Origin of the sequence: Leisingera sp. (assembly GCF_034669605.1) — a bacterium.
Classification (GTDB): Bacteria; Pseudomonadota; Alphaproteobacteria; order Rhodobacterales; family Rhodobacteraceae; genus Leisingera.
Window position 1 is genome coordinate 1 of record NZ_JAXMOX010000092.1, and the last position, 16,550, is coordinate 16,550.

The window sequence follows — 16,550 nt, forward strand, 5'->3', positions numbered from 1 at the left end:
TCGGCACCTACCTGGCGGTGATTGGCGTGAACGTTCTGGGCGCCGCATTGTTCCTGTTTCTGGACATCCCCAAACCACCGGCCCCCAGTGCGGACAGCCCCAAGGGCCGCAGCCGGTTGGAACTGTTGAAGACCCCGGTGATCGCAGTTGCGGTGATTTGCGCAATGGTCTCCTATGCGCTGATGAATCTTGTGATGACCTCAACCCCCCTCGCGGTGGTTGGCTGCGGTTTCACCGAAGGCAACGCCGCGGATGTTGTCACCTCCCACGTTCTGGCAATGTATGTGCCGTCCTTCTTTACCGGTCATCTGATCGCCCGCTTCGGTGTGGAAAAGATCGTGGCGGCAGGGCTGGTTATCCTTGCAGCTGCGGGCGGTGTCGCCTTGCAAGGCGTGGAAATCGAGAACTTTTTCATCGCTCTGGTGCTTTTGGGCGTGGGCTGGAACTTTGGTTTTATCGGGGCCACCACAATGCTGGCCGGTGCCCACGAAAGCTATGAGCGCGGCCGGATGCAAGGGTTGAACGATCTGCTGGTGTTCGGCGGGGTGACAATGGCCTCACTGGCGTCGGGCGGACTGATGAACTGCTCGGGCGGCAATCCGGTCGAAGGCTGGAGCGCCGTGAACATGGCGATGGCCCCCTTCCTGGTGCTGGCGGGCGGCGCGCTTCTGTGGCTGGTTATACGGCCCAAAGACGCTTGATATCGGCATCCACTGCAGAAGTGAAAGGCGCCTAAGCGGGCGCCTTTTTCATTGCAGCGAGGTTACCAGCGCCCGGTGGCGGCCCGCCACATCAAAGCCGTTCTGCGCCGGAATTCACTTTGCCCCAGGGCGCCGGTCGCAACCCTCTCCGGCTCACGGATAGCCTGTTTCAGAAACGCCTCAGCCTGCCAGCCAGCCAGTAGTGCCGCCCTGGAAGTTTTGGAAACCCCGCCGCTGTTGGAACGGGAATTATAAAGCCTGTCCAAACCCTTGCAGGCCAAAGCTTTCACGCCATCCATAGTTCCATCCAGTAAGGGGATCCGTTTTTCCGCCGTCAGATCCGGGATTGCGCGCAGCCAGTTGGCAATACCAGCGCCATAGGCGAAACCGCGCACAACGGCTTCATCGGCCTGGCCGAGAGAGGCAGCCGCCATCCACATCAGAGACCCGCTGGTGCGGTCGATGTAGTTGTCGAATTCAGCTTCATCTTCAAAGGGATCCTTGTAGATGTCCCATCTCCGCGCCTCCGCAATGCCGTCGATGCAGACAGCCAGATCCGGCTTCAGAAGCTGTCCCAGCGGCGTCGCCACATAGTGTCGGCGGACTAAGCCGCCCCCGGCAATCTCCGCACCGGCATCGCGCCACCATTGCAATCGCATTTCGCAGATCATGGTCTCTTGGCTGGCTCGAGGGGCGCGGGCCAGTTCAATATTGAAAGCATAGAGTGCAAACAGCAACGGCCGGGACTGGACCGGTGCCGCCATAGTGGCCAGAAACCGGTCCGGGTCTGATTTTTGAACCAATTCCGCACAAGCGGTCAGGTCGGAATCAAACTGCATCCGCCTGCCCGGCCCTGCCGTCATGGATCAGCTTCCAGCGGATTGCGTCCAGCAGTGCCTCAAACGACGCATCAATGATGTTCGGGCTTACGCCTACGGTCGACCAGCGGTGGCCCTGGCTGTCTTCGCTGTCAATGATCACACGCGTTACCGCCTCGGTTCCGCCCTGGGTGATCCTCACTTTGAAATCCACCAGCCGCATGTCTTCCAGCTGCGCGGAATACCGCCCCAGGTCCTTGCTCAGCGCCCGCGCAAGCGCGTTCACCGGCCCGCGGTCACTACCGGTATCATCCAGTGACTCACTGACAGACAACCGCTTCTCGCCATCCACCTTGACCACCACAACCGCTTCAGAAAGGCTGACCATCCGGTTGTATTTATTCTTGCGCCGCTCGACAGTGACCTTATAGCGCTTGACCTCAAAGAATTCCGGAAGCTGGCTCAGTTCATTGCGCGCCAACAGCTCAAACGACGCCTGCGCTGTGTCATAGGAGTAACCTTCCGCCTCACGCGCCTTGATCCGTTCAAGAATCCGAACCAGCGCTGGATCGCCTTTTTCAACGTTCAGGCCTGCATCTGTCAGCCGCTTACGCAGGTTCGACTGCCCGGCCTGGTTCGACATCGGAATGACCCGCGCATTCCCGACCTTGCCCGGTTCAATGTGTTCATAAGTCGACGGATCTTTGAGAATCGCACTGGCGTGCAATCCCGCCTTATGAGCAAAGGCCGAAGCCCCCACATAAGCCGCCTGCCGCACCGGAACCCGGTTCAGGATATCGTCCAGCATCCGGCTGATCCGGGTCATTCCGGTAAGCGCCTCAAGGCTCACCCCGGTATCAAACTGGCTGGCGTAGGGCTCTTTCAACAACAGCGTCGGAATCAGCGCGGTCAGATTGGCATTGCCGCAGCGCTCCCCCAGACCATTCAGCGTGCCTTGGATCTGGCGCGCTCCGGCCTCCACGGCAGCGAGCGAGCAGGCAATGGCATTTTCTGTGTCGTTATGAGTGTGTATGCCAAGTTTCTCACCTGGAACTCCGGCGTTGACGACCGCGCTGACGATCCGCTTCACCTCAGACGGCAGTGCGCCGCCGTTGGTGTCGCACAATACCACCCAGCGAGCGCCGGCCTCCAGGGCAGCCCGGCAGGCATTCAGCGCATAGCTGGGATTATCCTTGTAGCCATCAAAGAAATGCTCGGCATCGAACAGCGCTTCGCGTCCCAGCGCCACGATATGAGCAACCGAGGCGCGGATGTTTTCCAGATTTTCCTCGAGCGTGATCCCGAGTGCATGGGTCACGTGGTAATCGTGGGCTTTGCCGACCAAGCACACGGCTGGGGTGCCCGCATTCATCACCGCCGCCAGAACGTCATCGTTCTCAGCCGAACGCCCGGCCCGTTTCGTCATGCCAAACGCGGTCATCGTGGCGCGGGTCGCCGGTACCTCATTGAAAAAGGCGCTGTCGGTCGGGTTCGCCCCCGGCCAGCCGCCTTCGATGTAGTCGATACCGAGACCGTCGAGTGCCTGGGCGATCTGCTTCTTTTCCGCGGTGGAGAACTGAACCCCCTGGGTCTGCTGCCCATCGCGCAAAGTGGTGTCGTAGAAATAAAGACGCTCCTTGGCCATCAGAGTGCCTCCAGCTTGGCGGGGTCAAAACCCGCACCCGGCACCAGCTCTACGCCGGTCTTGCTCATCCGCACCTCAAGGCCTGCCTCCACATACGCTGCCTTTAACCGGTCAGCCTCGGAAAAGTCCTTGCTTTCCATAGCCTTCTGGCGCGTTTCAAACAGCTTTTCCTCAAAAGAAGAAAGATCGATATCCGGCTTACCTGCCCACGCCGGTATTTCCTTACCCATCATTCCAAGGAACTGCATTGAAGCGCGTAGTGCCACGACATCGTCAGCCAAGGAAAGTTGATGCAACTCGGCTATAGCGCCAGCGGTATTAAGATCGTCTGCCAAGGCTCCGATAATGCCAGGATGAACTTCACCATTATCTAGAGCTTGCTCCGCTTGCGAATACCATTTCCGCAGTGTTCGTTCCGCTTGCTCAGCCTTGCCCGCAGTCCAGTCCATCGGCTTTCGGTAATGGGTCTGCAGGAACACCAGCCGGATCACCTCGCCTGGATAGCCCTGATCCAGCAGGTCGCGCACGGTGAAGAAGTTGCCCAGGGATTTGGACATTTTCTTGCCTTCGACCTGCAGCATCTCATTGTGCAGCCAGTACTGTGCAAACTCCCCCTCCGGATGGGCACAGCAGCTTTGCGCAATTTCATTCTCGTGGTGCGGGAACATCAGGTCGTTGCCGCCGCCGTGAATATCAAAGGTCTCGCCCAGCAGCTCATACGACATGGCCGAGCATTCGATGTGCCAGCCTGGCCGCCCGCGGCCCCAGGGACTGTCCCAGCCCGGTTGTTCATTGGTGGAAGGTTTCCACAGCACAAAATCCATCGGGTTCTTCTTGTAAGGCGCCACTTCCACCCGGGCGCCGGCAATCATGTCATCAACCGAGCGGCCCGACAGCTTGCCATACTGCGCCTTCCAGCTGTCGACGGCAAACAGCACATGGCCCTCCGCCGCATAGGCGTGGCCCTTGGCGATCAGACCCCCAATCATCGCGACCATTTGGGGGATGTATTCGGTTGCCCGCGGCATATGGTTGGGCTGCAGAGCGCCAAGCTCGCCCATGTCGTCCAGGAACCACTGGGTAGTTTCTGCGGTGATATCGCCGATCGGCCGTCCGCTTTCGGCGGCGCGGGCGTTGATCTTGTCGTCTACGTCAGTGAAGTTCCGCGCGTAAGTCACTTGGTCTGCGCCATAAACCTCTCGCAGCAGACGATAAAGCACATCAAACACGACTACCGGCCGCGCATTGCCCAGATGCGCGCGGTCATAGACGGTGGGGCCGCAGACATACATCCGCACGTTGCTGGCGTCGATCGGCTCAAAGACCTCTTTCTTGCGGGTCTTTGTATTGTGCAGCTTGATCACTGTGTCCTTGGCTCCCATGCCCGGTTCCTTTCCCATGCCCAGCCACAGACGGCCGGCATCACCCATTGCGCGCAGCGCGGGCTTAGCAACTTGTCAGAGAAATGAAAACGACAGAAACCAGCCCGCTGATATGTCAGCAGGTAATGCAGCAGATGATGATGGGGCATTTATGGTTCATGGAGGCTGCTTAGCACGGGACATTCAGCCCGCCAAGAGTTTTGCCTCAAATAGCAACAGCCGCCCGGTCCGTCCTGGACCCGGACCGGGCGGCCAAGGGCGCAGCGGAACAGGAGTGCCGCGCCCAAGTCTTTGGCAGGCTTAGAACTTATAGGACGCGCGCAGCGATACCGATGTGGCATCGGCACCCACGCCGGAGTTGCCGAATTGATCGAACTCATGCTCCAGCACTTCGCCGCCGATCTGCCACTGGTCGGTTACCTGATAGGCAATGCCGACACCGTAGAACTCACCGGTTTCGCTGCCCAGAGAACTGTCAGCTTCGGCTACACCGCCGGTCACATATGCAAGCACTTTGCCAAAGTCGTAACCCGCCTTCACCTTGGCGCGGGCTACCGAGTCAACAGTTGCTCCGCCGCCCAGGTTTACGTCGGTCGCATCATATTCCAGTTCACCCCCCAGAACGAAACGGCCGAAATCATGATTGTAGCCGCCATGGATACCATAGGAAGTATCGTCCCCGGTGGCGCCGTTGCTTGCGTCGGCATCAAGCTGGCCGATCTGGCCACCCAGGTAAAATCCAGTCCAGTCGCCGCCATAATCAGCCACCGGAACAGGCGCCGGGGCCGGAGCGGGTTCAATCACCGGTTCACTTAAATTGCCGGCAAAGGCCGCACTGCCCATTACGGCGGCAATGGCTGTCATAGCTACGAAACGAGTCATTCAGACTTCTCCTTTTTGCAGTCAGAGCGCAAGCTGTGCGCCGATGACTGCTACAAAAGGATTCCGCGCAGGAACTTCCAGAGCCCCAATGATCACGCCCGTTGAACTGGCAGTGACTGGCCGAAAGCCCCCTGTCGCATGCGTTTTTCCGCCGAAATCCAGAGGCCGGAAATTGCCAATCCATTGAAATCCGGCCTCCCCGATCCTAGGGCGATCTCACTCGCGCATATGCAAAGGACAAGATCAGAACCGGAAAGCGGCACTCACCGACAGGGTCTCCCCGTGCGGGCTGGCACTTCCATCCCTTGGTCCGGCCTCGTGGTGCAGCAATTCCCCGGTCACCTGCAACGTGCGGGTCAGCGGAACCCGCATGCCCAGGCCAAACAATGGACCTTGCCGGGATCCGCTGGATGTTTCCGCCTGCACCCCACCAAGGGTGACAAACCCGGTTGCGGGGCCAAAGTCATAGCCTGCATGCAACCGCAGCTGATGGGTTTCTTCCGCTTGCACAGCTGTTGTGAGAAGCCCTGACTGCTCCATCGTGACGGTGCCCGACACGATCATTCCACCCAGCTGACGACCATATGCAAACTGAAAGGAACGCCCCGCCCCGGCGCCGCCAGCTGCGGCAATAGCCCAACCCGATTGTCCAGGCTGCACTGTGCGCCATTCTTGCGCAGCAGATGTCTGGGCGATCAGGGCCGCCACTGCAAAAATTGTAATTAGGGGGCGGCTGCAATTGGCCTTTTCAATCATCGGCATGTGGCTGTGCCCTTTTGAAATGCGCTGTTTCAGTGCCCCGTCCCCAGGAGATCCAGTATAGCCGTTAATGCTTAATATTTGGTTCCCGATGCCACATTGCCAACAATGGAACAGTCTGCGAAGCGTTAACAAACGAGAATGCAGCATCAACAATACTGACATTTTAGAAAAAACAGGCGGCCGTTCAGGGCTTACGGCACAAACTCTCATTAATGAAAAATATGTCGCTTTTTTCAGCGAGGTCGCTGTTGTGCTAGAAACGGCGCAAAAGCGTGCCAAGTTGCAGGTAGTAGAACAGGAGTCCGCATGCAGGGTGAACGCTGCCATGTCAGCCTAATCTGCCGCACCATCGGTGCGGCACGGGGCCGTGCGGCAAGGGGCCGGCCTCAGTGAGTTAAATTTCAATGCTCTGACTCCCATCACTTGAAAGGCTCACACAATGAACGATCAGGCCTCCCCGTCCCGCGCTGCCCGTAGCGGCGGGCGCAACGCACGCCGCGCAGCCCGCGCTGCAGGATTGCCCGAACACCTGCGGCCGGTGCGTCCCGGCATGGAAACCACAGCGCTGAAGCTGCTCAGCCAGGCAGACATGGAAAAAATCCACCAGGCTGCCCTGACCGCGCTGGAAGAAATCGGTCTTGCCGACGCACCGCAAAGCGGCATTGATTATCTGACCTCCGCAGGCTGCATCCTGGGCGATGACGGCCGGATCCGCTTCCCGCGCGCGCTGGTTGAAGATACAATTGCCAGGGCAAACCGCTCCCTTACCCTCTTCAGCCGGGACGGCAAAACCGACCTGCTGCTGTCGGGCGGCCGGGTTCATTACGGCACCGCCGGCGCTGCGGTGAGCGTTGTTGACGTGCACGGCAAGGAGTACCGCGACTCGACCGTGCAGGATCTGCACGACGCCGCGCGCATCTGCGACCAGCTGGACAATATTCACTTTGTGCAGCGTCCGATGGTGTGCCGCGATATCCCTGACAATCTCGAGATGGACTTGAACTCCATCTATGCCACCACCGCCGGCACCACCAAACATGTTGGCGTTTCCTTTACCGAACCGGATTTTGTGAAGCCGGGCCTGGAACTGCTGCACATGATTGCAGGCGGCGAAGACAAATGGCGCGAGCGGCCTTTTGTGTCGAACTCAAACTGCTTTGTGGTTCCGCCAATGAAGTTTGCGACCGAATCCTGTGGTGTGATGGAGGAATGTATCAAAGGCGGCATGCCGGTGCTGCTGCTGTCCGCGGGCATGGCCGGGGCAACCGCCCCTTCGTCCATCGCCGGCGCCATCACCCAGGCGGTTGCGGAATGTCTCGCCGGATTGGTTTATGTCAACGCTGTAAAGCCCGGTGCGCCTGCAATTTTCGGCACTTGGCCCTTTGGCTTGGATCTGCGCACCGGCGCGATGTCCGTGGGCTCCGGCGAACAGGCGCTGCTCACTGCGGGCTGTGCTCAGATGCACAAGTTCTACAACCTGCCAGGCGGCGCCGCAGCTGGCGCATCGGATTCCAAGCTGCCGGACATGCAGGCCGGCTGGGAACAGATGTGCTCTGCTGTCATGGCAGGTCTTTCCGGCCTCAACATGGCCTACGAAGCTGCCGGAATGCATGCGTCACTGCTCGGGTTCTGTCTTGAGTCGCTGATCCTGGACAACGATTTGCTGGGTCAGGCGCAGCGGTGCGTGCGTGGGATTGAGGTGAACGACGATACCCTCGCCCTGGATCAGATGCGGGCAACCTGCCTCGGCGGACCCGGCCATTACCTGGGCACCGACCAGACCCTTGGCCGGATGCAGATCGACTATGTTTACCCGGATCTGGGCGACCGGACTTCACCCAAGGAGTGGGTCGAACTAGAGAAACCCGATCTGATCCAAAAGGCAGTTGCGAAGAAGGAGAAGATCCTGTCGCAGCGGTCCGCTGCCCGGTTCGATGCTGCAACAGACATGGCAATCCGGAAAGCGTTCAACATCCATCTCCCGGCTTAACTTGCTGCATCATATCAGGCGGACCGGAGTCTACCGGTCCGCTTTTTATTGCGGCCCGCTCAAAAAGCGAACTGCACTCCGACACCTTGGGCATGTTTGTGTTTGAAGAACTCCGCGCTTTTGAGACACCTGCTGGTTTCAGCCTCTGCCGTCGCTCGAACATTGCGTTTACCGGACGCCCGCTCCTCGCAGGCTTTCGCTTCGGGTTGCAGGCCATCACGATGCAATCGGACACATGCTGTCAGGCTCCCTTGCGGATCCGGTAGGTACACCGCCTGATCCTCTCGCGCACCAGCAGATCTAGGTAACTCTCGACGACGGCGTAGCCATGACAATTACCGTAGCAGCTCATAAAATCATGCAGTTTTGCGGGATCCCAGGAACGAGACCCCCTTCATGCTGGCGAACTGGCTTCCTCGGTCCAGACGAACTAAAAACTTGTCGCTAGGCTTTTGACGCCAGCCCGCCATGAGCAGGTCCTGAAACAGGTCCCCAGCCGTCTGTCGGCTCTGCTTTGGCCGGCCGACAGGCTTCTGGCATGGAAGATCACGACCTCCCTGGCGAAAACCACTTTGACCATCATCGGGTAGTCACCACGCCTCAAGATCGGGTAAGAAAGCGCCCATAAGCCGTTGCCACTAGGCGCCGAACCCATCCGCTAAACAAGTTGAAAAAGTTTTACCAAAACCCTTTTCCTGCGCCCCTCTGGGTGATAACCTGTTGTTAATAATGTAATTTCACAAAGATTCCTGCCCAACCAGCCATCCGCCAGGCAGAATCTACATGGCATTTCTGCAATTCGATCTTGCGAAAATGAAAAATCCACGGACGCCGTTGAAGGGCGGGCCCAGCAGCTTTGCGGAAATGCACGATTGAATAGCTCTCGCCTAATCAGGCAAAGGCCTGCACCAGCGCAAAGGAAACTCGAAAAGTCATTGCTTTACTTTGCGCAATCGCAATCCTGTCTTCGTGAAATTAACCAACGTGCACACAGCAAGTAACATTCCACCAATAAAATCAGGATCTTAATTCGGCTGCCGATTAACACTTTTGAATCCAACTTCAAACAGCCCCCCCACCGTCAGCCCCCACAGAACTTTGCAGAAATTCACGGAGGCGGCATCATTGCATAATTGCAACTCGGAATTGCGCAAATGCAGCGCGAGGCCAGTTCCCCGCGCTGCTTGGGTCTTTTAGAAAAATGCCTGCAGTCCGGTCTGCGCGCGGCCCAGGATCAAGGCATGCACGTCATGGGTGCCCTCATAGGTATTCACTGTCTCCAGGTTCACCATGTGGCGAATGACGTTGAATTCCAGACTGATTCCATTGCCGCCATGCATATCCCGCGCCATCCGGGCAATTTCCAATGCTTTTCCGCAGTTATTGCGTTTGATGATCGAGATCATTTCTGGCGCCGCATTGGCTGCATCCATCAGCCGGCCAACCTGCAACGATGCCTGCAGACCCAAAGTAATTTCCGTCTGCATGTTCGCCAGTTTCAGCTGAAACAGCTGGGTGTTGGCAAGCGGACGACCGAATTGCGTGCGATCCAGGCCATACTGCCGGGCGGCGTGCCAGCAAGCCTCTGCCGCCCCCATCGCGCCCCAGCTGATGCCGTAACGGGCACGGTTCAAACAGCCAAAGGGACCTTTCAGACCTTGCACGTTGGGCAGCAGCGCGTCGTCGCCGACCTCGACGCCGTCCATAACGATTTCACCTGTGACAGACGCACGCAGGCTGGCCTTATTTTCAATTTTTGGCGCACTTAGGCCCTTCAGGCCTTTCTCCAGTACAAAACCGCGGATCTTGCCGCCGTGGGCTTCGGACTTTGCCCAGACAACAAAGACATCAGCGATGGGGGCGTTGGAAATCCACATCTTGGATCCGGTCAGCCGGTAACCGCCTTCGGTCTTTTCAGCCCGGGTTTTCATTCCGGCAGGATCCGAGCCCGCGTCAGGCTCCGTCAGGCCGAAACAGCCGATCCATTCGCCGGTGGCAAGCTTGGGCAAGTATTTCTGGCGCTGCTCCTCGCTGCCGTATGCGTAAATCGGATACATCACCAGCGAACTCTGCACCGACATCATCGACCGGTAGCCGCTGTCAACACGCTCAACTTCGCGGGCGACCAGGCCATAAGACACATAGCCGCCGCCAAGGCCACCGTATTGTTCCGGAATAGTAGTGCCCAAAAGGCCCATTTCGCCCATCTCGCGGAAGATTTCCGGATCTGTTTCCTCGTTTTCATAAGCACTTAGGATACGCGGTTGAAGTTTTTCCTGGGCGTAGGCGCGGGCCGATGCGGAAATCATACGCTCGTCTTCAGTCAGCTGATCCTCGAGCCGCAGCGGGTCTTCCCAGTTGAAGCGGCCCAGATCCGGGGCATCCTTGGCGCGCAGCGCGGGTTTGTCGGTCATTTTATCACCTCAGTGGATCGGAATTCTTCCAAACCCTAACGGGAAGTAACCTGAAAAAACAGCGAGACTTTCGCAACAAACCATGACAAATAGTCATACATGAACGTTCCGCGGAAATTCCTGCCATCAATCTCCTCACTGCGCGCGTTGGAGGCGCTTGACCGGCTGGGCAGTGCCTCTGCAGCGGCGGAGGAACTGGCTCTGACGCAAGGCGCTGTCAGCCGCCAATTGCAGACGTTGGAACGGCAACTGGGGATGGCGCTGGTGCAGCGCGACCAGAAACGGCTGATGCTGACGTCGGAAGCGCAGGATTACGCGGCCGAGATCCGGCAGGCGTTGAACCTAATCGTGCAATCTACCTTGCGGCTGCAGGCCGCGCCGCTGGCGGGCACGCTGAATCTGGCCATTCTCCCTGCCTTTGGAATGCGCTGGCTGATGCCGCGATTACCGGAGTTTTCCCGGCTGCACCCGGATGTCACCATCAACATGTCGACCCGGTTGGAGCCGTTTAATTTTGGCACAGAACTCTTTGATGCGGCTATTCATTTTGGTGACGCATCTTGGCCTGGCACGGACTCTCTGCTGCTCAAGCACGAACAGCTACTGCCGGTCTGCGCACCACAGCTGCTGGCCGGGCGGGTAATCAGCGAACCAAAAGAAATTCTGAAACTGCCACTGCTGCATATTCAAACCCGGACTATGGCTTGGCGTGACTGGTTTGGGCAGCTCGGCATCGCTACCAATGGCGACCTGAGCGGCACGATCTATGATCAATTCGCAACCATAACTCAGGCGGCCTTGCATGGATTGGGGGTCGCCTTGATGCCGGATTATCTGGTGGAACAGGACCTGGCGACGGGCCGCCTGGTGGCGCTGCACCCGGAACCGGTGGAGACAGAAGGCGCCTATTACCTGGTTTGGCCGGAGCGCAAATCAACCGCGCCGGCGCTAAAGAAATTCCGCAGCTGGCTGGCTGGCAAGGCGCAGCCAGAGGATCCGCTGCCGCGGTGAATTTCCGCGGCGAAATAAGGGGACGCCATAACTGCGCCCCCTGTGCACCGCCTCTGCACGCCTTGAAGAACGATCAGCCGAGCGCATATCCGGCGCCGCGCACGGTGCGCACCGGATCACTGCCGCCATGCTGGGTCAGCGCCTTGCGCAGCCGCCCGATATGGACGTCAACAGTGCGGGTATCAACATAGATGTCGCGGCCCCAGACCCGATCCAAGAGTTGTTCGCGGCTCCATACCCGTCCCGGCTTTTCCATGAAAGTAGAGAGCAGTCGGAATTCGGTGGGACCCAGTTTCAACGGGTGTTCCGAACGGCTGACCTTGTGGGTTTCTGCATCCAGCACGATGTCATCATACTCCAGCCGTACCCCGACAGTGGACGGCCGCACCCGGCGCAGCTGAGTGCGCACGCGGGCCATCAGCTCAACCACTGAATAAGGTTTCACCACGTAATCATCGGCACCGGTTTCCAGTCCGCGGACCTTGTCCACTTCCTCGGACCGGGCCGACAGCATAATCACCGGAATATTGCGGGTTTCGGCGCGGGTCTTAAGACGGCGGCACACTTCAATACCGCTGAGGTTCGGCATCATCCAGTCCAGGATGATGATATCGGGCATGTCCTCCTCAACCACCAGCAGCGCTTCCTCGCCATGTTCGGCCCGCAGCACGCGGAAACCGTCAGCTTCGAGGTTATAGGCCAGCACTTCCCGCTGGGCCATTTCGTCTTCTACAACCAGAACAGTGGGCTGATCGGCAGCCATTGGTCAGATCTCCTGCGGTGTGGTTGAGGTGGTGTCGTATTTTTTGCGGTCTTCCTCCGGCTTTTCGCCGGTAACCAGATAGATCACCTGTTCGGCAATCGATGTCACATGATCCCCCATGCGTTCGGTATTTTTTGCGATGAAGTGCAAGTGCATACAGGCCGATATGTTGCGCGGGTCTTCCATCATGTGGGTCAGGAACTCGCGAAACAGGGCGTTGTACATCTGGTCCACGTCGCGGTCGCGCTCTATCACGTCCCGGGCCAGTTCCACGTCGCGTTGAATGTAGGAATCCAGCGCGTCCTTCAGCATCCGTTCCACCTCGCGCGCCATCCGTCGCAGGGCAGAGGTGCCTTCACTGATACTTGGCCCCTGGGCCAGAACCCCGGTGCGCTTGGCCATGTTTTTCGCATAATCGCCAATGCGTTCCAGGTTGCCGGCAATCTTCATCACCGAGAGAACCAGCCGCAGGTCCGAGGCGGCGGGGGAGCGCAGTGCGATCAGGCGGGCGGTTTCCTCGTTGATCAGCTCTTCCAGCCCGTCAATCGCCATATCGCCCTGACGCACGGTCAACGCCAGTTCCTCATCGCGGGTTTCCAAGGCTTGGGCAGCTTCGCGGATGGCGCTCTCAACCAAGCCACCCATTTTCATGATCCGGGCCTGGATAGCCTCCAGATCGCGGTCGAATGCCGATGCAATATGCTGTTCTACCATGTTGATATTCCTATAAATCAGCCGATCCGGCCGGTGATGTAGCTTTCGGTTCGCGGATCTTCTGGATTTGTGAAGATCTGGCCCGTGGGGCCGAATTCCACCAAGTTTCCAAGATGGAAGAAGGCGGTCATTTGGCTGACGCGGGCGGCCTGCTGCATCGAATGGGTGACGATCACCACGGAATAGGAAGCGCGGAGTTCGTCGATCAGTTCCTCCACCTGGGCGGTGGCGATGGGATCGAGCGCCGAGCAAGGTTCGTCCATCAACAGAACCTCGGGTTCGGTGGCGACCGCGCGGGCGATGCACAGACGCTGCTGCTGACCGCCGGACAAGCCGGTGCCGGGGGCGTCCAGACGGTCCTTCACCTCATCCCAGATCGCACCACGGCGCAGGGATTTCTCCACGATTTCATCAAGTTCCGCCTTATTCTTCGCCAAGCCATGGATCCGCGGCCCATAGGCCACATTGTCATAGATCGACTTGGGGAACGGCTTCGGCTTCTGAAACACCATACCAACCTTGGCGCGCAACTGCACCGGGTCGACGCGGCGGTCATAGATGTCCTCGCCGTCCAGCAGGATGTCACCTTTGACGCGGCAGATGTCAATGGTGTCGTTCATCCGGTTCAAGCAACGCAGAAAAGTCGACTTGCCGCAGCCCGAAGGACCGATAAAGGCAGTTACGGTGTTGCTCTCGATCTCGACGTTCACGTCTTTGATCGCGTGGCTATCGCCATAATAGACGTTCACGTCCTTGGCGGCGATTTTGGTTGGCTGAGTGTCCACGGTGTGTTCCATCAAGGTCATGTCGTTCATTATTATGCCCCTTTTACCAGCGGCGTTCAAAGCGGCGGCGCAGGATCACGGCCAGCGTGTTCATGGTCACCAGGAAGATGAGAAGGATGATAATGCCGCCCCAGGCGCGCTCGTAGAAGGCCGGGTCGGCACGTTTGGCCCATTCGTAGATCTGCGCGGGCATTGCCGAGTTCGGCGCCAGCAGACCGTCGGCCAGGGTTTCCGGCGCGTTGGAGGCGATGAAGCCGACCATGCCGATCAGCAAGAGCGGTGCGGTTTCCCCCAGCGCCTGCGCGAGGCCGATAATGGTGCCAGTCAGGATCCCGGGCGCAGCCAACGGCAGCACGTGGTGGAACACCGCCTGCATCTTGGACGCCCCTACCCCCAGCGCCGCATCACGGATCGATGGCGGCACCGATTTCAGCGAGGCGCGGGTGGAGATGATGATTGTCGGCAGGGTCATCAGCGTCAGCACCAGGCCGCCCACCAGCGGTGCCGAGGTCGGCAGGTGCATGTAGTTGATGAAGACGGCAAGACCCAGAATGCCGAAAACAATAGAGGGAACCGCGGCAAGGTTGGAGATGTTCACCTCGATCATGTCGGTGAGCCAGTTTTGCGGCGCGAATTCCTCCAGGTAAATCGAGGCTGCAACTCCGATGGGCAGTGCCAGCGCCAGAACTACCAGCATCATGAACAGTGAGCCCAGCATCGACACACCGATACCGGCCGCCTCGGGGCGGGCGTCGGAGGCATCTGCGCCGATGATGAAGTCAAGGTTGAATGTCTTTTTCAGCACACCAGCGTCAGTCAAAGCGTCAACAAAATCCAACTGTTCGGCCGAGATATTCTTGTCGTTGACGATGCTCTGCCGGGTCACCCGGCCTTTCAGGTAGCCGTCAACGCGGCCAGAGGCGAGGAATTTGAACTCCACCGTCTGGCCGATCTGGTCCGGGTTGGCGATCACGAATTCGCGCAGTTGGGCGGCGGCGTTTTTAGACAAGATGCCGGCCAGCGCCTTGGGTTTGAGGCTGGTCTCGATCCCCAATTCCTCAACCGCGGCAGTCATCGCGCCCTTGATGATCGGGGCATAGCCGAAGGTGGTGACTTTTCTGATGTCGGTCAGGTCGCGGTTGCCTTTCTTGTCGAGTTTGGTTTCCAGCAACTCAACCTGAAGCGTCACAAAGGTCTGCTGAAAGGCACCGGTTCCCTTGCCGACGATGGTGGTCACCAGGATCGCCAGCATAAGAAGGCCAGCAGCGATGGCCGCCATACCATACGCCTTGAACCGGGTTTCTGCGGCATTGCGTATTTGGGTATGCGGGGTTTTCTCCAGCAGCGAGCCGCCGTGCTTGCGGGGCGTGGCGGGGGATTGGCTGAGGTCGGTCATCAGTCGTACTGCTCCCGGTATTTGCGCACAATATAGAGTGCCAGGACGTTCAGGCCGAGGGTCAGCACGAACAGGCTGAGGCCCAGGGCAAAGGCTACAAGGGTTTCGGGGCTGGCAAAGTCTGTATCGCCGGTCAGCTGACTTACGATACGGGTGGTGATTGTGGTCATCGACTCCAACGGGTTGGCCGAGAACTTGGCGATCGCCCCTGCCCCCATCACCACAATCATGGTCTCGCCGATAGCGCGGGAAGCGGCCAGAAGCACCGCGCCGACGATACCCGGCAGGGCTGCCGGAATCACCACCTGGCGCACGGTTTCCGATTTGGTAGCGCCCAACCCCAGCGAGCCGTCGCGCATCGCCTGCGGCACCGCGTTGATGATGTCGTCCGACAGCGACGAGACGAACGGAATGAGCATCACCCCCATCACCAAACCGGCAGTCAGAACAGAAGTGGCGCCCGCCATCCATTCAACGCCCAACAGGCCGCCCTTGGAAAACAGGTTCGCCAGCGCTGGTCCAACCGTCAGCAGCGCAAACAGGCCGTAAACAATGGTTGGAATACCCGCCAGGATTTCCAGTAGAGGCTTGGCAAAGGCGCGCACCATGCCGCTCGCGTATTCCGATAGATAGATGGCGGCAAACAAACCCACAGGTACCGCAACCAGCAATGCGATAAATGAGATGTAAAGAGTGCCCCACAGAAGCGGCAGGATCGACAGTTCGCTGTCGCCGCGGAAGTTGGGCGCCCAGGTTGTGCCAAAGAAGAAATCGGTCCAGCTGTGCAGGCTAAAAAAGTTGCGGGTCTCGAATAGCATCGACAGAACGATGCCGATGGTAGTGAGGACCGCCAGCGATGCGGCTAGGATCAGCAGGGCCAGAACCGCGCGTTCCACCACGTTGCGGGCGCGGAAATCCTTGTGGGTGCGGCTGTAGGCCCAGGCAAAACCGCCAAGCGCCAGCAGCGAGACAACCGCGGCCATGGCGGTCTTGCCTGTGGCAGCGAAATTGCGGAAGGCCTGTGCGGCAGACAAAACCTCCGGGCGCACGTCATTACCAAGCGCCACGCCGACCTCGCCCAGCAACGCCCGTACGTCGCTGCGGCCGCTGTCGAGGTCACGGGCGTCATTGCGCGACAACAGCCCCTGCTCCACCGCCAGATCCAGCCCTTCGGCGACCCGGCGCACGTCGCTCATCAACAGGCCCAGGGTGGTGCTTTCGGGGACGACCTCAGCAGGAATCAGCGCCGAGACGCGGTTTTCGATCAGCATTGGTTGCACCAGCAGC

Annotated in this window: 14 protein-coding genes; 3 read left to right on the forward strand and 11 right to left on the reverse strand. The window is 58.9% G+C overall.

Going from position 1 to position 16,550, the window contains the following annotated elements; all coding sequences use genetic code 11:
• Nucleotides 1–701: MFS transporter (locus tag VOI29_RS12830; protein ID WP_323779307.1), on the forward strand; the 701-nt coding region annotated here is incomplete at its 5' end.
• Between the two features lie 62 nt (nt 702–763).
• Here the strand turns inward: VOI29_RS12830 and VOI29_RS12835 are convergent.
• The 5 genes from VOI29_RS12835 to VOI29_RS12855 all read right to left on the reverse strand — a co-directional run bounded on the left by VOI29_RS12835 (nt 764) and on the right by VOI29_RS12855 (nt 6,517).
• On the reverse strand, nt 764–1,540 hold the full coding sequence (locus tag VOI29_RS12835) for a squalene/phytoene synthase family protein (RefSeq protein ID WP_323779309.1): 777 nt from the start codon (nt 1,538–1,540) through the stop codon (nt 764–766).
• Complete coding sequence (cimA, locus tag VOI29_RS12840) at nt 1,530–3,164, reverse strand: citramalate synthase (RefSeq protein WP_323779311.1); 1,635 nt, start codon at nt 3,162–3,164, stop codon at nt 1,530–1,532. The genes VOI29_RS12835 and cimA overlap by 11 nt, the downstream gene beginning before the upstream one ends.
• Nucleotides 3,164–4,546 carry a cysteine--tRNA ligase gene (cysS, locus tag VOI29_RS12845; protein WP_323779334.1) on the reverse strand — a complete coding sequence of 461 codons (1,383 nt, stop codon included), beginning with the start codon at nt 4,544–4,546 and terminating at the stop codon, nt 3,164–3,166. The genes cimA and cysS overlap by 1 nt, the downstream gene beginning before the upstream one ends.
• A gap of 300 nt (nt 4,547–4,846) precedes the next feature.
• A complete protein-coding gene (locus VOI29_RS12850; protein ID WP_323779313.1) occupies nt 4,847–5,428 on the reverse strand; it encodes an outer membrane protein in 582 nt (193 codons plus the stop codon).
• A 243-nt stretch (nt 5,429–5,671) separates the two neighbouring features.
• Complete coding sequence (locus VOI29_RS12855) at nt 5,672–6,517, reverse strand: hypothetical protein (protein ID WP_323779315.1); 846 nt, start codon at nt 6,515–6,517, stop codon at nt 5,672–5,674.
• 112 nt (nt 6,518–6,629) lie between these two features.
• Between VOI29_RS12855 and VOI29_RS12860 the strand changes: the two genes are divergently transcribed.
• Entirely contained in the window at nt 6,630–8,180 is a 1,551-nt protein-coding gene (locus tag VOI29_RS12860) for a trimethylamine methyltransferase family protein (protein ID WP_323779317.1), read from the forward strand.
• 1,193 nt (nt 8,181–9,373) lie between these two features.
• On the opposite strand, the gene VOI29_RS12865 is transcribed toward VOI29_RS12860, so the two are convergent.
• On the reverse strand, nt 9,374–10,594 hold the full coding sequence (locus VOI29_RS12865; RefSeq protein WP_323779320.1) for an acyl-CoA dehydrogenase: 1,221 nt from the start codon (nt 10,592–10,594) through the stop codon (nt 9,374–9,376).
• A 99-nt stretch (nt 10,595–10,693) separates the two neighbouring features.
• Here VOI29_RS12865 and VOI29_RS12870 point away from each other — a divergent pair, with 99 nt between their 5' ends.
• Nucleotides 10,694–11,605, forward strand: coding sequence for a LysR family transcriptional regulator (locus VOI29_RS12870; protein WP_323779322.1), 912 nt, complete (start codon nt 10,694–10,696; stop codon nt 11,603–11,605).
• Nucleotides 11,606–11,678: 73 nt separating this feature from the next.
• Here the strand turns inward: VOI29_RS12870 and phoB are convergent, their stop codons facing one another.
• The 5 genes from phoB to pstC form a co-directional block, all read right to left on the reverse strand.
• Nucleotides 11,679–12,368 carry a phosphate regulon transcriptional regulator PhoB gene (gene phoB, locus VOI29_RS12875; protein WP_323779324.1) on the reverse strand — a complete coding sequence of 230 codons (690 nt, stop codon included), beginning with the start codon at nt 12,366–12,368 and terminating at the stop codon, nt 11,679–11,681.
• A gap of 3 nt (nt 12,369–12,371) precedes the next feature.
• The gene (gene phoU / locus VOI29_RS12880) at nt 12,372–13,082 is read right to left on the reverse strand and encodes a phosphate signaling complex protein PhoU (protein ID WP_323779326.1); all 711 of its coding nucleotides are present in this window, start codon (nt 13,080–13,082) and stop codon (nt 12,372–12,374) included.
• Nucleotides 13,083–13,099: 17 nt separating this feature from the next.
• A complete protein-coding gene (pstB, locus tag VOI29_RS12885; RefSeq protein ID WP_323779328.1) occupies nt 13,100–13,897 on the reverse strand; it encodes a phosphate ABC transporter ATP-binding protein PstB in 798 nt (265 codons plus the stop codon).
• Between the two features lie 13 nt (nt 13,898–13,910).
• Nucleotides 13,911–15,263 carry a phosphate ABC transporter permease PstA gene (gene pstA, locus VOI29_RS12890; RefSeq protein ID WP_323779330.1) on the reverse strand — a complete coding sequence of 451 codons (1,353 nt, stop codon included), beginning with the start codon at nt 15,261–15,263 and terminating at the stop codon, nt 13,911–13,913.
• Nucleotides 15,263–16,550: phosphate ABC transporter permease subunit PstC (pstC, locus tag VOI29_RS12895; RefSeq protein WP_323779332.1), on the reverse strand; the 1,288-nt coding region annotated here is incomplete at its 5' end. The genes pstC and pstA, both read right to left, overlap by 1 nt.

Bases quoted from the DNA above. Each gene is read 5' to 3' on its own strand.
- VOI29_RS12835 (WP_323779309.1), bottom strand. From the start codon at position 1,540: ATGCAGTTTGATTCCGACCTGACCGCTTGTGCGGAATTGGTTCAAAAA.
- cimA (WP_323779311.1), bottom strand. From the start codon at position 3,164: ATGGCCAAGGAGCGTCTTTATTTCTACGACACCACTTTGCGCGATGGG.
- cysS (WP_323779334.1), bottom strand. From the start codon at position 4,546: ATGGGAGCCAAGGACACAGTGATCAAGCTGCACAATACAAAGACCCGC.
- VOI29_RS12850 (WP_323779313.1), bottom strand. From the start codon at position 5,428: ATGACTCGTTTCGTAGCTATGACAGCCATTGCCGCCGTAATGGGCAGT.
- VOI29_RS12855 (WP_323779315.1), bottom strand. From the start codon at position 6,517: ATGGCAGCGTTCACCCTGCATGCGGACTCCTGTTCTACTACCTGCAAC.
- VOI29_RS12860 (WP_323779317.1), top strand. From the start codon at position 6,630: ATGAACGATCAGGCCTCCCCGTCCCGCGCTGCCCGTAGCGGCGGGCGC.
- VOI29_RS12865 (WP_323779320.1), bottom strand. From the start codon at position 10,594: ATGACCGACAAACCCGCGCTGCGCGCCAAGGATGCCCCGGATCTGGGC.
- VOI29_RS12870 (WP_323779322.1), top strand. From the start codon at position 10,694: ATGAACGTTCCGCGGAAATTCCTGCCATCAATCTCCTCACTGCGCGCG.
- phoB (WP_323779324.1), bottom strand. From the start codon at position 12,368: ATGGCTGCCGATCAGCCCACTGTTCTGGTTGTAGAAGACGAAATGGCC.
- phoU (WP_323779326.1), bottom strand. From the start codon at position 13,082: ATGGTAGAACAGCATATTGCATCGGCATTCGACCGCGATCTGGAGGCT.
- pstB (WP_323779328.1), bottom strand. From the start codon at position 13,897: ATGAACGACATGACCTTGATGGAACACACCGTGGACACTCAGCCAACC.
- pstA (WP_323779330.1), bottom strand. From the start codon at position 15,263: ATGACCGACCTCAGCCAATCCCCCGCCACGCCCCGCAAGCACGGCGGC.